This window comes from Pseudomonas sp. P8_229 (assembly GCF_034008635.1).
Taxonomy (GTDB): Bacteria; Pseudomonadota; Gammaproteobacteria; order Pseudomonadales; family Pseudomonadaceae; genus Aquipseudomonas.
The window spans coordinates 2886015-2901259 of record NZ_CP125378.1 but is presented as its reverse complement, the minus strand read 5'-3'; the positions used below and the strand labels follow the sequence as shown (position 1 = coordinate 2901259).

Below are 15245 nucleotides of genomic sequence, written 5' to 3'. Positions count from 1 at the left end.
AATCAAATCGATAGCCTGCTATTTTTCAAGGATGGTCTACCCTCAGATCTGACGTCTGAAACAAGGGGGATTTTCCATGTTCGCGCAACTTCCACCGGCCTTACAGAAACTGCAGCTCCCGCTTCGCCTGCGGCTCTGGGACGGCCATGAGTTCAATCTGGGGCCGGCGCCCAGCGTCACCATCGTGGTCAAGGACCCGACGATGGTCACCCAGTTTACGCATCCGAGTCTCGACGCGCTGGGGGCGGCGTTTGTCGAAGGCAAGCTCGAACTGGAGGGCTCGATCAGCGAGGTCATCCGGGTCTGCGACGAATTGAGCAGTGCCTTGCTCGATGAAGACGACGACGCCCAGCCAGTGCGTGCGTTGCACGACAAGGAAACCGACGCCAAAGCCATTTCCTATCATTACGACCTGTCCAACGCGTTCTACCAGCTGTGGCTGGACAGTGACATGGCGTATTCCTGCGCGTATTTCGAAACCGGCAGTGAAACCCTGGAGCAGGCGCAACAAGCCAAATTCCGCCATCTGTGCCGCAAACTGCGCCTGCAGCCCGGTGACTATCTGCTGGATGTCGGTTGCGGCTGGGGTGGCCTGGCGCGTTATGCCGCGCGGGAATTCGGCGCCAAGGTGTTCGGTATCACCCTGAGCAAGGAGCAATTGGAGTTGGCCCGGGAGCGGGTCAAGGCTGAAGGCCTGGAAGACCAGATCGAACTGCAACTGCTCGACTACCGTGATCTGCCGCAGGACGGTCGCTTCGACAAGGTGGTCAGCGTCGGCATGTTCGAACACGTCGGCCATGCCAACCTCGCCGAATACTGCCAAGTCCTGTTCGGTGCGGTGAAGGAGGGAGGCCTGGTGATGAACCATGGCATCACCGCCAAACACACTGATGGCCGTCCGGTGGGACGCGGTGCTGGCGACTTCATCGAGAAGTACGTATTCCCCAACGGCGAGCTGCCGCATCTGTCGATGATCTCGGCCGAGATCAGCGAAGCCGGGTTGGAGATTGTCGATGTCGAAAGCCTGCGCCTGCATTACGCGCGCACGCTGGACCACTGGAGCGAGCGTCTGGAGGACAACCTCGAAGCCGCCGGGAAACTGGTACCGGATCAGGCGCTGCGCATCTGGCGGCTGTATCTGGCCGGGTGTGCCTACGCGTTCGCCCGTGGCTGGATCAATCTGCACCAGATTCTGGCGGTGAAAGCACATCCGGACGGCAGCCATGAACTGCCCTGGACCCGCGACGACATCTACCATCCTTGAGACCTGAACCATCCCCCTCTGTGGCAGAGGGGGATGTCCGTTCTAAAGAATCGGTGAAATAAGCCGGGCGATCCGCATGCCGAGCTGTTGCAGGCGGTGGACCTCCCGGCTTTCCTCTTTAGCGACTTCGTAAGCCTGTTCGAAGTCGTCGTTGAGCATCTGTTCCACGTTGGCGGCGAACTCGCTGTCGACCGTCAGCAGCATCACTTCGAAATTCAGCCGGAACGAGCGGTTATCCAGATTGGCGCTGCCGATGGCGCTGATTTCGCTGTCGATCAACACTACTTTCTGATGCAGGAACCCGGGTTCATAGCGGAATACCCGCACGCCGGCACGCACCGCTTCGAACGCATAAAGACTGGACGCTGCGTAAACAATGCGGTGATCGGGACGCGAGGGCAGCAGCAGGCGCACATCGACACCGCGCAGCACTGCCAGGCGCAATGCGGCGAATACCGCCTCATCGGGAATGAAATACGGGCTGGTGATCCACACCCGTTCCGTCGCCGCATGGATCGCTTCGACGAAGAACAGCGAGCAGGTTTCGTAGGCATCAGCCGGACCGCTCGCCAGCAGTTGGCAGAGCACGCCATCCTCCGGGTAGACATCCGGCAGGATCAGCGGCGGTAGCGTGCGTGCGGCCCAGAACCAGTCCTCGGCGAACGACTCCTGCATGCAGGCCACCACCGGGCCGCGGACTTGAACGTGGGTATCGCGCCATGGCGCCAGTGGCGGCTTCTCGCCCAGGTATTCATCGCCGACGTTATGCCCGCCGACAAAGCCGAGCACGCCGTCGACCACGACGATTTTGCGGTGGTTGCGGAAATTCACCTGAAAGCGATTGAGCCAGCCGCTGCGCGTGGCGAAGGCTTCGACCTCGACACCGCCGTCGCGCAACGCTTGCACGTAGCTGTGGGGCAGGGCGTGGCTGCCGATCCGGTCGTAGAGCAAATGAATCGCTACGCCTTCTGCGGCCTTCTTCAGCAACAGGTCGCGCAGGCTTTGCCCGAGGCGGTCGTCATGGATGATGAAGAACTGGATCAGCACAGCTTCGCGCGCCTGATCGATGGCCTGGAAAATCGCCGAAAACGTCGCGTGGCCATTCACCAGCAGCTGCACTTCGTTGTTCGCCAGACACGGCATGCGCCCCAGTTTGGGCATGGCGCGGAGCGAGGCGTAGGCATTCGAGGCGCGGGCGGTGAGGGCTTCTTCCACCCACGGTCGCCAGTTCAACTCGGAAATCGCCTGGCGCATCTGTTCGTTGGCCTGGCGCCGCGCCTTGATGTAACCGTCGAAGGTACTGCGGCCGAAAACCAGATAAGGGATGAGGGTCAGGTAGGGAATGAAAATAAGCGACAATGCCCAGGCGATCGAGCCTTGCGCGGTGCGTACGGTCAGCACCGCGTGAATGGCGGCGATCAAGCCGAGGCTATGTATGAGGGCGATCAGATAACCGAAAATGTGCGGTCCAAAATAATCCATGGGGCAGCCTTGCTCCTGAAGATTCAATGCGTAACAGACCATGTTCCGGCGCGATTGTCGCTATTTAATTGGCCCATGAACCGAAGCCATCGGCCGACGTCTAACGGCCACTACTGATCAGGAGTTTTTCGATGAACGTTCGTCTGCTGGGTTTGGCGCTGGGCCTGGGTTTGGCAATGCCGGTGATTGCACAGGCGCAAATGCTGCAGCCGGGGCTGTGGGAGATGACCTCAAGCAACGTCAAGGTCGATGACCAGCCAATGGATGTGCAATCGATCCTCGGCCAGCTTCAAGGCCAGATGACTCCACAACAGCGCGCGGCGCTGGAAAAGAACGGGATCAACATCGGCGGCAAGGGCATTCGTGCCTGCCTGACGCCGCAGCAGGTTGCGACCAACGATATACCGCTGGCCGATCCACAATCAGGCTGCAAACAGCAGATCACCGAGCGCACCGGTAACCAGTGGAAATTCCGTTTCAGTTGCCCGAAAGCGCAGGGCACTGGCGTTGCCACGTTCCTCAGTGATCGTGAATTCACCACCGTGGCCAACGGCACGTTCAATGCCATCGGGATCAACCAGAAGGGCAGTCTGGAAACCCGCGCGGTGTGGTTGGGTCAGGATTGCGGCGCTGTTAAGCCAAGAGCTTAAATGCTTCGCGAGCAGGCTCGCTCCCACAGGGAAATGCATTCCAACTTGTGGGAGCGAGCTTGCTCGCGAAAGCGTTTTGATGATCAGCGCATAAACCGCAACGGCAAGCCCTGACACCCCTCATTCACCCGTCCGCCATCCCACGCAATCTGCCCCGACACCAGTGTTGTACTCACCCGATGCCGAAAAGTCCTGTTGGCAAATGGCGTCCAGCCGCACTGCGACAGAATCGGTTGCCGGGACACTTCCAGAGCCGCTGGCTCAATCAGCACCAGATCCGCCCAATAGCCCTCACGCAAATAACCCCGATCCGGAATCGCAAACAGATCCGCCACCCGGTGACTGGTCTTCGCCACCAATGTGGTGATCGGCAGCACGCCGTCGGCCACCAGTTCCAGCAGCGCCGGCAACGCCTGCTGCACCAGCGGCAAACCGCTGGGCGCCTCGGCATAAGGGCGCTGCTTTTGCGCCCAGGTATGCGGTGCGTGATCGCTGCCGATCACATCCAGTCGATGGCTCAGTAACGCCGCGCGCAAAGCGTCACGGTCGGCCTGGGTCTTGATTGCCGGGTTGCATTTGATCAGGTTGCCGAGGGCTGGATAGTCGCGGTCATCGAACAGCAGGTGATGCAGACAAACCTCAGCCGTGATGTGTTTCTGTGCGAGCGGTTTGTCCTCGAACAACGCCAACTCGCGAGCGGTGGTCAGGTGCAGGACATGCAGGCGGGTGCCGTGCCGTTTCGCCAGTTCCACCGCCAGTGAAGAGGAGCGATAGCAAGCCTCGGCATCGCGGATCAGCGCATGGATATTCGCCGGCAAGTGTTCGCCCTGGCGCCCGTGCAGGCGGGCTGCGTTGGCCTCGATGCTGGGCGTGTGTTCGCAATGGGCCAACAGAATCGTCGGCACTTCGGCGAACAGGCGCTCGAGGATCTTCGGGTCATCCACCAGCATGTTGCCGGTGGAGGCGCCCATGAACACTTTGACCCCGGCGACTTCGCAGGGATTGAGCGCGGCGACGGTGTCGAGGTTGTCCTGGCTAACGCCGAAGTGGAAGCCGTAATTGGCCACGGAGCTGATCGCCGCCCGACGCTTTTTATCGGCCAGCGCTTCGAGGGTGAGGGTGGCCGGCTGGGTGTTGGGCATGTCCATGAAACTGGTGATGCCGCCCGCCACTGCCGCTCGAGACTCGGTGTGAATGCAGCCCTTGGCCGGCGCCCCCGGTTCGCGAAAATGCACCTGGTCATCGATCATCCCCGGCACCAGCCACTGGCCACGAGCGTCGATTTCCACCCGCGCATTTTCACCGTCGATGCTGCGCGCGATCTTGACGATGCGGCCATGGCTGACCAACAGATCGCCGTCGAATTCGCGTCCTTCGTTGACCAGTCTGGCGTTGCGAATCAGCACGCTGCTCATGGTTCAGAACTCGTTCTGCAGGGCTTTGTAACCGCGCACCAGATCGACGTTGGTGCGCGCCACGTCTTCGGAAAACTCCGAGGCGCTGACACTCACCGGCGGGAACTGCGAGAGGTCGGTGTTGGGGCCGATGCGGGTGGTGGAGGGCACGTAGAACGCGTCGGGCAAATCGCGGCCATCGACCACCGAGTTGTGCCGCACCACGCAGCCGTCACCGACCACGCAATTGAACAGCACACTGTTGAAGCCGATGAACACCCGGTCGCCGACCACGCATGGACCATGCACGATAGAACGGTGAGCGATCGAAGTGAATTCGCCGATGGTCACGGCGGCGCCGGATTTGGAGTGGATCACCACGCCATCCTGGATGTTCGAATTGGCGCCGATGGTGATCGGCTCCATCGCGCCTGAGGCGTCCACCTCATCCGCACGAATCACGGCGTAGGGCCCGACGAACACGTTTTCGCCGATGACCACCTTGCCGCAGATGATCGCGGTTTTGTCGACGTAGGCCGACTCGGCAATCTGCGGCAGATCGCCTGAAGGATTCTTGCGGATCATGGTTGGCTCAGCGCGTCGTAAAGGGTGTTGAGGTTGTATTCGAACAGCCCGGCAAAGGTACTGGCCGGACCACTGGCGGCGAGGGCATCGGAGTACAACGTGCCGCCGATGTGCGCGCCGCTTTCCTCGGCGATCTGCTTGAGCAGGCGCGCGTCCTTGATGTTTTCCATGAACACAGCTTTGACCTTGGCCTGACGGATCTGCTTGATCAGCGCGGCGACTTCGGCGGCTGACGGTTCGCGCTCGGTGGACAGACCTTGCGGCGCCATGAAGTCGATGCCGTAGGCCTGACCGAGATAACCGAAGGCATCGTGGCTGGTGACGATTTTGCGATTGCCCGGCGGTAGTGACCCGAGCTGGGCCTTGGCTTCGGCGAGCAGGGCGTAAATCTGTTTCAGGTAGGTCTGGCTGTTGCGTTGGTAATCGGCCTTGTTCGCCGGATCGGCAGCGATCAGCGCCTTGGTGATGTTGGCGATGTACAGCTCGGTGTTGGCCAGGTTATGCCAGGCGTGAGGGTCGGGAATGGTATCGCCGTCTTCATCGAGCGAGCGCGGAATCACACCGTGGCTGGCACTGATGAGCCGGGCTTGGGTGCCGGTGCTGGTCACCAGTCGATCGAGCCATGGTTCGAAACCGAGACCGTTCTTGATGATCAGTTTGGCTTTGAGCAATGCCTTGGCGTCGTCCGGCGTCGGCTCATAGGTGTGCGCATCAGCGTCCGGGCCGACCATGTTGGTGATCTGAATATGTTCGCCACCCACCTGATGCACCATGTCGGCGAGGATGCTGAAGCTGGTGACCACCGGCAATTTTTCCGCCGCCGACAACGACATCGACAGCAGCAGGCCGAACAACACGAGTAGAGCGCGCATCGGGAAACACCTCATTGGGATGTGAGCAAAGGCGGGCGGCGCAGCAAGCCGTGCACCGGCCCGAACACCACGGACAGCAGATAACCGATACCCGCGACCAGTACGATCGCCGGGCCGCTGGGCAGCGAGTAGTAGAACGAGATCAACAATCCGCACCACACCGACAGGCAGCCGATAAGCGCCGCAATGGCGATCAGCACCGGTAAGCGTCGGCTCCAGAAACGCGCAGCGGCGGCTGGCAATATCATCAGACCCACTACCATCAGCGCGCCGATGGCCTGGAAACCGATCACCAGATTCAGTACGACGAGGGTCAGGAATACGCCGTGGGCGAGTGGGCCGAGACGGCTGACGGTTTTCAGAAACAGTGGATCCAGCGTGTCGAGCAGCAGCGGTTTGTAGATCACCGTCATGGCGATCAGGCTGAATGCCGAGACCCATAACATGCCGTGAAGAGTAGGGCCGTCGACCGCCAGTGCCGAGCCGAACAACAGGTGCAGCAAATCGAGACGTTTGCCGGCGATGCCGAGAATCAACACACCGCTGGCGAGTGAGATCGGGTAGATCGCGGCGAGGCTGGCGTCTTCGCGCAGACCGGTGCGTCGGGTGATCCAGGCGGCCAGTCCGGCCATGCTCAGGCCGGCACCCAGACCACCGAGGGTCAACGCGGGCAGACTCAGACCGGCGAACCAGAATCCCAATGCGGCGCCGGGAAGAATGCCGTGGGCGACGGCGTCGCCGATCAGGCTCATGCGCCGCAGGATCAGGAACACGCCGAGTGGAGCTGTACTGCAAGCCAACAACAATCCACCTAATAGCGCTCGGCGCATGAACACGAATTCGTTGAACGGTTGCCAGAGGTGAACGACGGTGAGCATCAGGCTACCTGCGTATGCGGTGTTTGCTGGATGAGTTCACCGCTGGGGCCGAACACGCACTCGCTGTGTTTGATCAGCAGTGTTTGTGGAATGTGTTGGCGCACGGCGGCGAGATCGTGGCAAACCACCACCAGCGTCCGCCCTTGGTTGTGCCAGGCATGGATGTGTTGCCACAGCAGTTGCTGACCGTGTTCATCGAGCGCGGCGTGGGGTTCGTCGAGTAACAGCAACGGCGCGTCGGCCAGGCTCAACCGGGCGAGCAGGGCACGTTGCAGTTCGCCGCCAGAGAGGGCCATGAGAGGACGTTTTTCCAGGCCGCTCAGGTGCCAGTGCTCAAGGGCGTCGGCAAGGCGTTGCGTGCGCAATTGCGTGGAGAGCCGGCGTCCCCAGAATCCGGCGGCCACCAGTTCTTCGAGGCTGATGGGAAACTGACGATCAAGGTGCTGTTGCTGTGGAAGGAACGACAGTCCGCTTTGCCGTGGAACACTCAGCAGGGCTTTGCCAGACAAGGGCTTTTGTAGCCCGGCGATGACTTTCAGCAGACTGCTTTTGCCACAGCCATTGGCGCCGATGATGGCGGTCAGGCTGCCGCCGTCCAGCTCAAGATCCAGCGGTGATGTCAGGGGATAGCCGGGAGCGCCCCAGCTCAGGGCTTGGCAGCGAATCATGCAGGCTCCCGGGTCCAATGACTTTCAGCGACCGCGTCATGGGCGTGCAGGCTTTCAGCGTGAATCACCCGCAAGTGGAAGCCGCTGACACCTGGAGAGCGACGCAGTGCCAGGTTGAGTCGGCGGGCGGCGTCCTCGCAGAACATCAGGTTCTGTCCGTTGGCGAGGGCGAAGGCTTGTTCATCTGCGCGTTTTACTGCGGTTTGTACGGCGGTGCCGAGCGCGGTTTCAGCATCATTGATGATTGCGCTCAGTGGCAGTTCATCGATGAACTCGTCCAGATGCAGGTGTAACTGCGCAGTGCTGCGTTGGCTGTGAGGGGTAGCGACGATGCCTTGAGTTGAACCGAGCCAAGTCAGAACGTCGGCATGCAGCAGTGGTTTGTTGGCGAAGTCGTTGATGAATTGCTGCTGGATCAACTGTCTTGCCAACGCTGCAGAGCATGGGCAGGTCGAGGAATAGGGGAGTTCGATTTTTAGTTCCACGTGGAACATCTGATTTCTCAGACTGGCTTCGAGGGTCACTGGATAGGTTTTCCAGCCGGATAAAGGGCTGACCAGCGCCGGCCTTCTAAGCAGCAAATCGGTATGAATATTCAGGTAGGCGCTGTTGGACAGACCTTCATGGCTGTCCAGAAATCGCTGCAGTATCTGACGCAAAATTGCAGGAGAAAGGTGTTGCTGTTCGAGCTTATCCAGCGCCAGATACAGCCGCGACATGTGAATACCGCGTGTCTCGCCATCATCGAGACTCACGCCCGCATCAGCCTTCGCGTTCAGACGTTGCCCTTCCAGCAGAACGGGCAAAGCAACGCCGCGCATTCCCACCCACTCAAGCGGTAGAGCTTGGCGAGCGGCTTGAGTCGCGATATCCGGAAGTGTCAGCGAATTCATGTTCGGGACCATCGTGTTGAGTGAATTGAATGTTACATTATAACAATTCAAATCACGATGCCTTTTTCATGAACGGGTTTTCATATGCACAGACGCCACTTGCTCAATTTGTTCCTTGCTAGCGCAGCCTTCGCTTTGCCCTTCAGTGTTTCGGCCACGCAAGTGCGCAATGCGCGGCTCTGGCGTTCGGAGGAAAAGCTGCGGTTGGTCTTCGATTTGAGCGGACCAGTGCGCTACAAAACCTTCACTCTGAGTGCGCCAGAGCGCTTGATCATTGATCTTTCCGGGGCGAGTTTGAGTGGTGATTTCAGTCAATTGGCATTGGCGGATACGGTCATTCGCTCCATCCGCTCCGGACACTTTGGCCAAGGTGATACGCGGATCGTGCTCGATCTGAACAATCCGGTGCTATTGAACAGCTTTCTTTTGGCGCCCCAAGACGGTCAGGGACACCGCTTGGTGCTTGATTTGGTGAACGCCAAACAGGCACCGAATACGGCAATGGTTCCACGTGAAACACCCGCGAATAGTGTTCACGTCAAACGCGATATTATCGTCGTGGTTGATCCAGGACACGGCGGTAAGGACCCCGGCGCGGTCGGTGCCAAGGGCGAGCGGGAAAAAGATGTGGTGCTTTCCATCGCGCAATTGCTCGCCAAACGGCTGAAAAGGGAGAAGGGTTTCGACGTAAAACTGGTGCGCAATGATGACTTTTTTGTGCCCCTTCGCAAGCGTGTGGATATCGCTCGTCGGCACAAGGCCGACATGTTCATCTCGGTGCATGCCGATGCGGCACCGCGTCTGACCGCGTCTGGGGCTTCGGTGTATTGCCTGTCCGAAGGCGGTGCGACGTCAGCGACAGCGCGCTTTATGGCGCAACGTGAGAACGGTGCGGATCTGCTCGGCGCAACCAGTCTGCTCAACCTCAAGGACAAGGATCCGATGCTCGCCGGCGTGATCCTCGACATGTCGATGAACGCCACCATTGCCGCCAGTCTGCAACTGGGCAGCACCGTACTGGGTAGTCTGCAAGGCATTACCACGTTGCATCAGAAGCGCGTGGAGCAGGCGGGATTTGCGGTGTTGAAGTCACCGGATGTGCCATCGATTCTGGTGGAAACCGGCTTCATTTCCAACGCGCGTGACAGCCAGCGCCTGGTGACAACCCGACATCAGCAAGCTATCGCTAACGGTTTGTTCGAAGGATTGCAGCGTTATTTTCAGAAGAATCCGCCGATCGACAGCTACATCGCCTGGCAGCAGGAGCAGCAAAAAACTCAGGTTTAGCAGCCTGTGATCCGGCTGCAGGTGAATTTCGCGCTGCCGCCTCCTGAGCTGGAGAAACGATTGATCGTCGTCCAGCCGACCCGACGGGTATAGCCCACCCAGGCTTCCCCATCAGAGGCGATTCCGGTGAAGAGCGTCAGTTGGCCGAAACGGCTGTTGGTCTGCGCCCAGTATCGTTTGCCGTCCTTTTCAAAGCCCCGTAGGTAAATCGTGCTGCCCACTGTGTTCACGCTGTAGGCGTTGCCTTGTGCATCGATACAGGCCAGCAGATTGGCGCTGCGCGTGCAGTTGGCGAGCATTGGAGTCTGTCCCCAGGCGTCGATACCCGACAGCAACGCAAGGCTCAACAGCGAGCATTTCAGGGCATTTTTCATGATGGTTCCCGATGGGCAGATTGCGTGCAGCTTCCTGCTCTTTATCGGTTTGGGCAAGAGCGGGTCTGGCGTATTTATATTGTTATACTATAACATAAAATTGAATTGAGCCTGAGCTCGCCGATTTAAAGCGTCTGCTTCTGCCACAACGCTGTTTTGAAGCCAGAGAGCGCGGTGCGTTACGCCATGTCCCGGCATAAACGCCCATCGGCCACAACCTGATGAGGATTATCCAATGTCATCGCCACTTCCCGTGACCGTTCTTTCGGGCTTTCTCGGCGCCGGAAAAAGTACACTTTTGAATTACGTACTACGTAATCGAGATGGATTGCGCGTCGCTGTCATCGTTAACGATATGAGCGAAATCAATATTGATGGCAGCGAAGTTCAGCGCGATGTCAGCCTGAATCGTGCTGAGGAGAAACTGGTGGAGATGAGCAACGGTTGTATCTGCTGTACGTTACGCGAGGATCTGCTTGAAGAAGTCAGCAAGCTCGCCCGTGAGGGTCGTTTCGATTATCTGCTCATCGAGTCCACGGGGATCTCCGAACCGCTGCCAGTCGCCGAAACGTTTACCTTCCGCGATGAACAGGGCCAGAGCCTCGCCGACGTTGCGCGACTCGACACCATGGTTACAGTAGTCGACGGCATGAACTTTCTCCTCGACTATCAGGCCGCCGAGAGCCTCGCCTCCCGAGGCGAAACATTGGGCGAGGAAGACGAACGTTCGATCACCGACCTGTTGATCGAGCAAATCGAGTTCGCCGACGTACTGCTGATCAGCAAGATCGACCTCATCAGCCGCCAGGCGCGCGACGAGCTGACAGCAATCCTCAAGCGCCTCAACGCTCAGGCGCAAATCATCCCGATGGTGATGGGCGAGGTGCCGCTGGAGCAGATCCTCAACACCGGACGTTTCGATTTCGACAAAGCCGCCCAGGCCCCCGGCTGGTTACAGGAGTTGCGCGGTGAACATGTGCCGGAAACCACCGAGTACGGCATTGCCTCCACCGCTTACCGGGCGCGCCGCCCGTTTCATCCGCAGCGCTTCTACAACTTCATCGACCGTCCGTGGACGAACGGCAAATTGCTGCGTTCCAAAGGCTTCTTCTGGCTCGCCAGCAAAGCCACCGATGCGGGCAGTTGGTCACAGGCGGGCGGCCTGATGCGCCATGGTTTTGCCGGACGCTGGTGGCGTTTCGTCCCTGAAAACCAATGGCCGCAGGATCAGGAAAGCACCGCGGCAATCATGAAAAACTGGACGCCGAGTGTCGGCGATTGCCGTCAGGAGCTGGTATTCATTGGTCAGAACATCGATTTCTCGCAGCTCTCAGCTGAACTCGACGCCTGCTTGCTGACGGATCAGGAAATGGCCGCTGGCGCCGAAGGCTGGCGCATGCTGCCGGATCCGTTCGGCCCCTGGCACGATGAGGCTGCCTGATGCTTGCGCTCAAACTGCAACAAAACCGGGTACGCCAACAGCACCAAGGGGCGACGCCGGAAATACTCACGCGAATCCTCGAAGATGACGTCAATCTCGCGGTCTGGCAGCGCCAACTGCCGCTGCACATCGCCGATTTCGCAGCGTTGTTGCTGTCGCTAAACGAGCCTTTGGCAGAATCGCTTTGCCTGGAGTTGCCGGACGAAGACGCCGCCCCCGATCTCAGCGGACTGGCCGCCGGATTCCGTGATCTGGAAGGCTACGAAGGCTTTATCGCTGATCTGCAATGGCTGGTCAGTGCCTTCACCTGTCTGCTGGGTGCACGCCGTGTCGGCCTGCGCCTGCGGGTGTTGGACAAGGCCATGTGCCCGCGCTTTCATGTCGATCACGTGCCAGTGCGCTTGATCACCACATACGCGGGAATCGGCAGTCAGTGGCTCAAGGAAGGGGTGATGGATCGCGAGCAATTGGGCCAGGCAAACGCCGAGCCGCAGGACATGGCGCAGATCCAGCAACTGCAGAGCGCGGACGTGGCGCTATTGAAAGGCGAGAAATGGCACGGCAACGAAGGCTTCGGCCTGATTCACCGCTCCCCGCAACCAGCACCGGGTGAACGACGACTGCTGCTGACCCTCGACTGGCTCGGCTGACGGCTCAAGGCTTGAGCCACTTGCCCTGGCTCTGGCCTTCGCAGTACGGCTTTAAATACGCCGCGTCGGAGGCAACACCGTAATAGTGGATATCCTGGCGATAGGGCATATTGGCGACTTGCGCGTTGCTGCACACGCCGAATGCGCCGCTCGGGCATTGGTCGACGTACTGCACCTCGACGTTCTGCCCGGCGAGCGTCGGCTGGCAGAAACCGTCGTTGAACAACTTCTCGGGAATATTGCGGTTCTGCTGGCAGACCTTGACGTCGAGCCGCTCGCCCTGGCTGTGCACCACGCAGGCTTGAGCCAAGGCTTCGCTCGACACCAGCGTCAACAGCAACGACCATCCCATCCAACGCATATCCAATCCCCTCAGAAAACGCCCAGCCATGTTGCAGAACATTCCTACTCATGTCATCGCCGGCCCCTTGGGCGCCGGCAAGACCAGCCTGATTCGCCAGTTGATGATGCAACGGCCGGAAGGCGAGCGCTGGGCAGTGCTGATCAACGAGTTCGGCCAGATCGGTCTAGACGCCGCGCTGCTGACCCGCGACGCCGATGGTATCGCACTGGGCGAAGTCGCCGGGGGCTGTTTGTGTTGCGTCAATGGCGCGCCGTTTCAGATCGGCCTCGGTCGTTTACTGCGCAAGGCCAGGCCGGATCGGCTGTTCATCGAGCCGTCCGGGTTGGGCCATCCGGCGCAATTGCTCAAGCAGTTGAGCGCTGCACCATGGCTGGGTGTACTCGCGGTACAGCCCTGTGTGTTGGTGCTGGACGCACAGGCGCTTGCCGCCGGGAAAGCCCTGCCGAGCGCTCAGCAAGAGGCGCTCGCCAGCGCTGGTTTGCTGTTGCTGAACAAGGCCGAAAGTCTGGATGAGGCCGTGCGGCAGACCATTGCCGAGCGCTTGCCATCGGTCAGGCTGATCTGGACGCAGCAGGCGCAACTGCCTTTGCGCGAGCTACCGGGTGTGACTGCGCAAGCCGTAGCGGGTGTGGATAACTTCGCTGTGCCCAAGGGATCTGGGCCGATCCCGTCGCTCTGGAGCGATCCGACAGTGCCGATCTGCCTGAATCAGGCGCAGGAGGGTGGCTGGAGTATCGGCTGGCGTTGGCACCCGAGCCAGACGTTCGTTACGCAACGCGTGAGCGAATGGCTGAAGGCCCTGAATTGGCGGCGGGCCAAACTGGTTATCCACAGCGAGGAGGGCTGGGTGTCGGCCAATGCTCTGGATAACGCTGAGCTCAATTGGCAACTGAGCGAATGGCGCCGGGATTCGCGTATCGAACTGATCTTCGCCGATCCGCAGAATGTCGATGCTTTGCAGGCCGGCCTGGCGCGATGCCGGGTTCAGGCGGATTAGCTTACGGCTTCCACTTGTTGTGTTCCTGGCGCCACTGGCTCAGTTCGATCACTTCGGCCCGTGGGCGAGTGACTTCGACCACCGGTGGCGTGTCGTCGAACGGCGCCGGGTAGGGCGCCAGTTCGATCTGCGCGCTGTGCGCGCCAAACTGGGTGATGGTGCCGTTGTGCCGGGTTTCGCCGGTCACGGTGAATTCGAAGTTGTAGATCCGGGCCAGGCGCCGCCGACCGCTGGCATCTTTGATCAAACCGATTTTCTTCAACGCGACGTTGCCGTCCAGCAACTCGACGCCGACGTTGATGCAATGCTGCTTGACCCGCTCCAGCGCCCGTTCGCGCAAGCCGTGGTTGTGCCATAGCCATGCGCCGGCAGCGGCGAACAGCATCAGCACGAAGATGTTTTCGAGGGTCAGCATCAACAGGAAACTCCAAAAGATTGGCCCAGCTTAACTGCGTCGCCGGTCTGTCGTACAGGCTGTGTTTCGTCGCATACTGCGCGGCTTGAATTTCAATCGTTTTACGGAATAACCCGAATGAAACGTACGCCTCATCTGCTCGCCATTCAGTCCCATGTGGTCTTCGGCCACGCCGGCAACAGCGCTGCGGTTTTTCCGATGCAGCGGGTCGGGGTGAATGTCTGGCCGCTCAACACCGTGCAGTTTTCCAACCACACCCAGTACGGCCAATGGGCCGGTGAAGTGCTGGCGCCGCAGCAGATTCCGGAACTGGTCGAAGGCATCGCCGCCATCGGCGAGCTGGGCAACTGCGATGCGGTGCTCTCAGGTTATCTGGGCAGCGCGGCGCAGGGCCGGGCGATTCTCAGTGGCGTTGCGCGCATCAAGGCGGTCAATCCGAAGGCCCTGTACCTGTGCGACCCGGTAATGGGACATCCGGAGAAAGGCTGCAGTGTGCCAGCTGAAGTCAGTGACTTCCTGCTGGAGGAAGCGGCAGCGGTGGCAGACATCATGTGCCCGAACCAGTTGGAGCTGGACAGCTTCTTGGGGCGCAAGCCGCAGTCGCTGTTCGATTGCCTGGCGATGGCCCGGGCGCTGCTGGCGCGCGGGCCGAAAGCGGTGCTGGTCAAGCATCTGGATTATCCGGGCAAGCCGGCCGATGGTTTCGAGATGTTGTTGGTGACCGCTGACGAAAGCTGGCACCTGCGCCGTCCGCTGCTGGCGTTTCCGCGTCAGCCGGTGGGCGTGGGCGATCTGACGTCCGGCCTGTTCCTGGCGCGGGTGCTGCTGGGCGACAGCCTGGTGGCGGCGTTTGAATTCACCGCAGCGGCGGTGCATGAAGTGCTGCTGGAGACTCAGGCGTGTGCCAGCTATGAACTGCAACTGGTACGGGCGCAGGACCGGATTGCGCATCCGCGGGTGAAATTCGAGGCGACGGCGATCAGTCTGTAAGACCGCGTTACGCCCATTTGCGAGCAAGCCCGCTCCCACAT

Annotated in this window: 17 protein-coding genes; 7 read left to right on the top strand and 10 right to left on the bottom strand. The window is 60.0% G+C overall.

Annotation, left to right across the window (positions count from 1 at the left end; translation table 11 throughout):
- Nucleotides 1-76 precede the first annotated feature (76 nt).
- Nucleotides 77-1264 carry a C17 cyclopropane fatty acid synthase CfaB gene (gene cfaB / locus QMK55_RS13215; RefSeq protein ID WP_320329332.1) on the top strand — a complete coding sequence of 396 codons (1188 nt, stop codon included), beginning with the start codon at nt 77-79 and terminating at the stop codon, nt 1262-1264.
- A gap of 42 nt (nt 1265-1306) precedes the next feature.
- Here the strand turns inward: cfaB and cls are convergent, their stop codons facing one another.
- Nucleotides 1307-2746: a cardiolipin synthase gene (gene cls / locus QMK55_RS13210; protein WP_320329331.1), complete on the bottom strand. Its 1440-nt coding sequence runs from the start codon at nt 2744-2746 to the stop codon at nt 1307-1309.
- 131 nt (nt 2747-2877) lie between these two features.
- Here cls and QMK55_RS13205 point away from each other — a divergent pair, with 131 nt between their 5' ends.
- Entirely contained in the window at nt 2878-3396 is a 519-nt protein-coding gene (locus tag QMK55_RS13205) for a DUF3617 domain-containing protein (protein ID WP_102356641.1), read from the top strand.
- 83 nt (nt 3397-3479) lie between these two features.
- On the opposite strand, the gene QMK55_RS13200 is transcribed toward QMK55_RS13205, so the two are convergent.
- The 6 genes from QMK55_RS13200 to folE2 are packed head-to-tail and all read right to left on the bottom strand — an operon-like array spanning nt 3480 to nt 8686.
- The gene (locus QMK55_RS13200; protein WP_320329330.1) at nt 3480-4811 is read right to left on the bottom strand and encodes a dihydroorotase; all 1332 of its coding nucleotides are present in this window, start codon (nt 4809-4811) and stop codon (nt 3480-3482) included.
- A gap of 3 nt (nt 4812-4814) precedes the next feature.
- On the bottom strand, nt 4815-5375 hold the full coding sequence (locus QMK55_RS13195) for a DapH/DapD/GlmU-related protein (protein ID WP_025112617.1): 561 nt from the start codon (nt 5373-5375) through the stop codon (nt 4815-4817).
- The gene (locus QMK55_RS13190; RefSeq protein WP_320329329.1) at nt 5372-6247 is read right to left on the bottom strand and encodes a metal ABC transporter substrate-binding protein; all 876 of its coding nucleotides are present in this window, start codon (nt 6245-6247) and stop codon (nt 5372-5374) included. The genes QMK55_RS13195 and QMK55_RS13190 overlap by 4 nt, the downstream gene beginning before the upstream one ends.
- 11 nt (nt 6248-6258) lie before the next feature.
- Nucleotides 6259-7125: a metal ABC transporter permease gene (locus tag QMK55_RS13185; protein WP_102356644.1), complete on the bottom strand. Its 867-nt coding sequence runs from the start codon at nt 7123-7125 to the stop codon at nt 6259-6261.
- Entirely contained in the window at nt 7125-7793 is a 669-nt protein-coding gene (locus QMK55_RS13180; RefSeq protein ID WP_102356645.1) for a metal ABC transporter ATP-binding protein, read from the bottom strand. Before QMK55_RS13180 ends, QMK55_RS13185 begins: the two co-directional genes overlap by 1 nt.
- Nucleotides 7790-8686, bottom strand: coding sequence for a GTP cyclohydrolase FolE2 (folE2, locus tag QMK55_RS13175; protein WP_102356646.1), 897 nt, complete (start codon nt 8684-8686; stop codon nt 7790-7792). Before folE2 ends, QMK55_RS13180 begins: the two co-directional genes overlap by 4 nt.
- 84 nt (nt 8687-8770) lie before the next feature.
- Between folE2 and QMK55_RS13170 the strand changes: the two genes are divergently transcribed.
- Nucleotides 8771-9973: an N-acetylmuramoyl-L-alanine amidase gene (locus tag QMK55_RS13170; RefSeq protein WP_320329328.1), complete on the top strand. Its 1203-nt coding sequence runs from the start codon at nt 8771-8773 to the stop codon at nt 9971-9973.
- Here QMK55_RS13170 and QMK55_RS13165 read toward each other — a convergent pair.
- On the bottom strand, nt 9970-10347 hold the full coding sequence (locus QMK55_RS13165; protein WP_320329327.1) for a glutamine synthetase: 378 nt from the start codon (nt 10345-10347) through the stop codon (nt 9970-9972). The genes QMK55_RS13170 and QMK55_RS13165 overlap by 4 nt on opposite strands.
- A 235-nt stretch (nt 10348-10582) precedes the next feature.
- Between QMK55_RS13165 and zigA the strand changes: the two genes are divergently transcribed.
- Nucleotides 10583-11788 carry a zinc metallochaperone GTPase ZigA gene (gene zigA, locus QMK55_RS13160; protein ID WP_320329326.1) on the top strand — a complete coding sequence of 402 codons (1206 nt, stop codon included), beginning with the start codon at nt 10583-10585 and terminating at the stop codon, nt 11786-11788.
- Nucleotides 11788-12438: a DUF1826 domain-containing protein gene (locus tag QMK55_RS13155; RefSeq protein ID WP_102356650.1), complete on the top strand. Its 651-nt coding sequence runs from the start codon at nt 11788-11790 to the stop codon at nt 12436-12438. Before zigA ends, QMK55_RS13155 begins: the two co-directional genes overlap by 1 nt.
- A 4-nt stretch (nt 12439-12442) precedes the next feature.
- Here QMK55_RS13155 and QMK55_RS13150 read toward each other — a convergent pair whose 3' ends face one another.
- Nucleotides 12443-12799, bottom strand: coding sequence for an NADH:ubiquinone oxidoreductase (locus QMK55_RS13150; RefSeq protein ID WP_102356651.1), 357 nt, complete (start codon nt 12797-12799; stop codon nt 12443-12445).
- A gap of 28 nt (nt 12800-12827) precedes the next feature.
- On the opposite strand from QMK55_RS13150, the gene QMK55_RS13145 reads away from it, so the two are divergent.
- On the top strand, nt 12828-13799 hold the full coding sequence (locus QMK55_RS13145) for a CobW-like GTP-binding protein (protein WP_320329325.1): 972 nt from the start codon (nt 12828-12830) through the stop codon (nt 13797-13799).
- Nucleotide 13800: 1 nt separating this feature from the next.
- Here the strand turns inward: QMK55_RS13145 and QMK55_RS13140 are convergent, their stop codons facing one another.
- Nucleotides 13801-14214, bottom strand: a complete 414-nt coding sequence (locus tag QMK55_RS13140; protein ID WP_102356653.1) for a DUF3301 domain-containing protein — start codon at nt 14212-14214, stop codon at nt 13801-13803.
- Nucleotides 14215-14331: 117 nt separating this feature from the next.
- On the opposite strand from QMK55_RS13140, the gene pdxY reads away from it, so the two are divergent.
- Entirely contained in the window at nt 14332-15204 is an 873-nt protein-coding gene (gene pdxY / locus QMK55_RS13135; protein ID WP_102356654.1) for a pyridoxal kinase PdxY, read from the top strand.
- Nucleotides 15205-15245: the final 41 nt, after the last annotated feature.

Bases quoted from the DNA above. Each gene is read 5' to 3' on its own strand.
- cfaB (WP_320329332.1), top strand. From the start codon at position 77: ATGTTCGCGCAACTTCCACCGGCCTTACAGAAACTGCAGCTCCCGCTT.
- cls (WP_320329331.1), bottom strand. From the start codon at position 2,746: ATGGATTATTTTGGACCGCACATTTTCGGTTATCTGATCGCCCTCATA.
- QMK55_RS13205 (WP_102356641.1), top strand. From the start codon at position 2,878: ATGAACGTTCGTCTGCTGGGTTTGGCGCTGGGCCTGGGTTTGGCAATG.
- QMK55_RS13200 (WP_320329330.1), bottom strand. From the start codon at position 4,811: ATGAGCAGCGTGCTGATTCGCAACGCCAGACTGGTCAACGAAGGACGC.
- QMK55_RS13195 (WP_025112617.1), bottom strand. From the start codon at position 5,375: ATGATCCGCAAGAATCCTTCAGGCGATCTGCCGCAGATTGCCGAGTCG.
- QMK55_RS13190 (WP_320329329.1), bottom strand. From the start codon at position 6,247: ATGCGCGCTCTACTCGTGTTGTTCGGCCTGCTGCTGTCGATGTCGTTG.
- QMK55_RS13185 (WP_102356644.1), bottom strand. From the start codon at position 7,125: ATGCTCACCGTCGTTCACCTCTGGCAACCGTTCAACGAATTCGTGTTC.
- QMK55_RS13180 (WP_102356645.1), bottom strand. From the start codon at position 7,793: ATGATTCGCTGCCAAGCCCTGAGCTGGGGCGCTCCCGGCTATCCCCTG.
- folE2 (WP_102356646.1), bottom strand. From the start codon at position 8,686: ATGAATTCGCTGACACTTCCGGATATCGCGACTCAAGCCGCTCGCCAA.
- QMK55_RS13170 (WP_320329328.1), top strand. From the start codon at position 8,771: ATGCACAGACGCCACTTGCTCAATTTGTTCCTTGCTAGCGCAGCCTTC.
- QMK55_RS13165 (WP_320329327.1), bottom strand. From the start codon at position 10,347: ATGAAAAATGCCCTGAAATGCTCGCTGTTGAGCCTTGCGTTGCTGTCG.
- zigA (WP_320329326.1), top strand. From the start codon at position 10,583: ATGTCATCGCCACTTCCCGTGACCGTTCTTTCGGGCTTTCTCGGCGCC.
- QMK55_RS13155 (WP_102356650.1), top strand. From the start codon at position 11,788: ATGCTTGCGCTCAAACTGCAACAAAACCGGGTACGCCAACAGCACCAA.
- QMK55_RS13150 (WP_102356651.1), bottom strand. From the start codon at position 12,799: ATGCGTTGGATGGGATGGTCGTTGCTGTTGACGCTGGTGTCGAGCGAA.
- QMK55_RS13145 (WP_320329325.1), top strand. From the start codon at position 12,828: ATGTTGCAGAACATTCCTACTCATGTCATCGCCGGCCCCTTGGGCGCC.
- QMK55_RS13140 (WP_102356653.1), bottom strand. From the start codon at position 14,214: ATGCTGACCCTCGAAAACATCTTCGTGCTGATGCTGTTCGCCGCTGCC.
- pdxY (WP_102356654.1), top strand. From the start codon at position 14,332: ATGAAACGTACGCCTCATCTGCTCGCCATTCAGTCCCATGTGGTCTTC.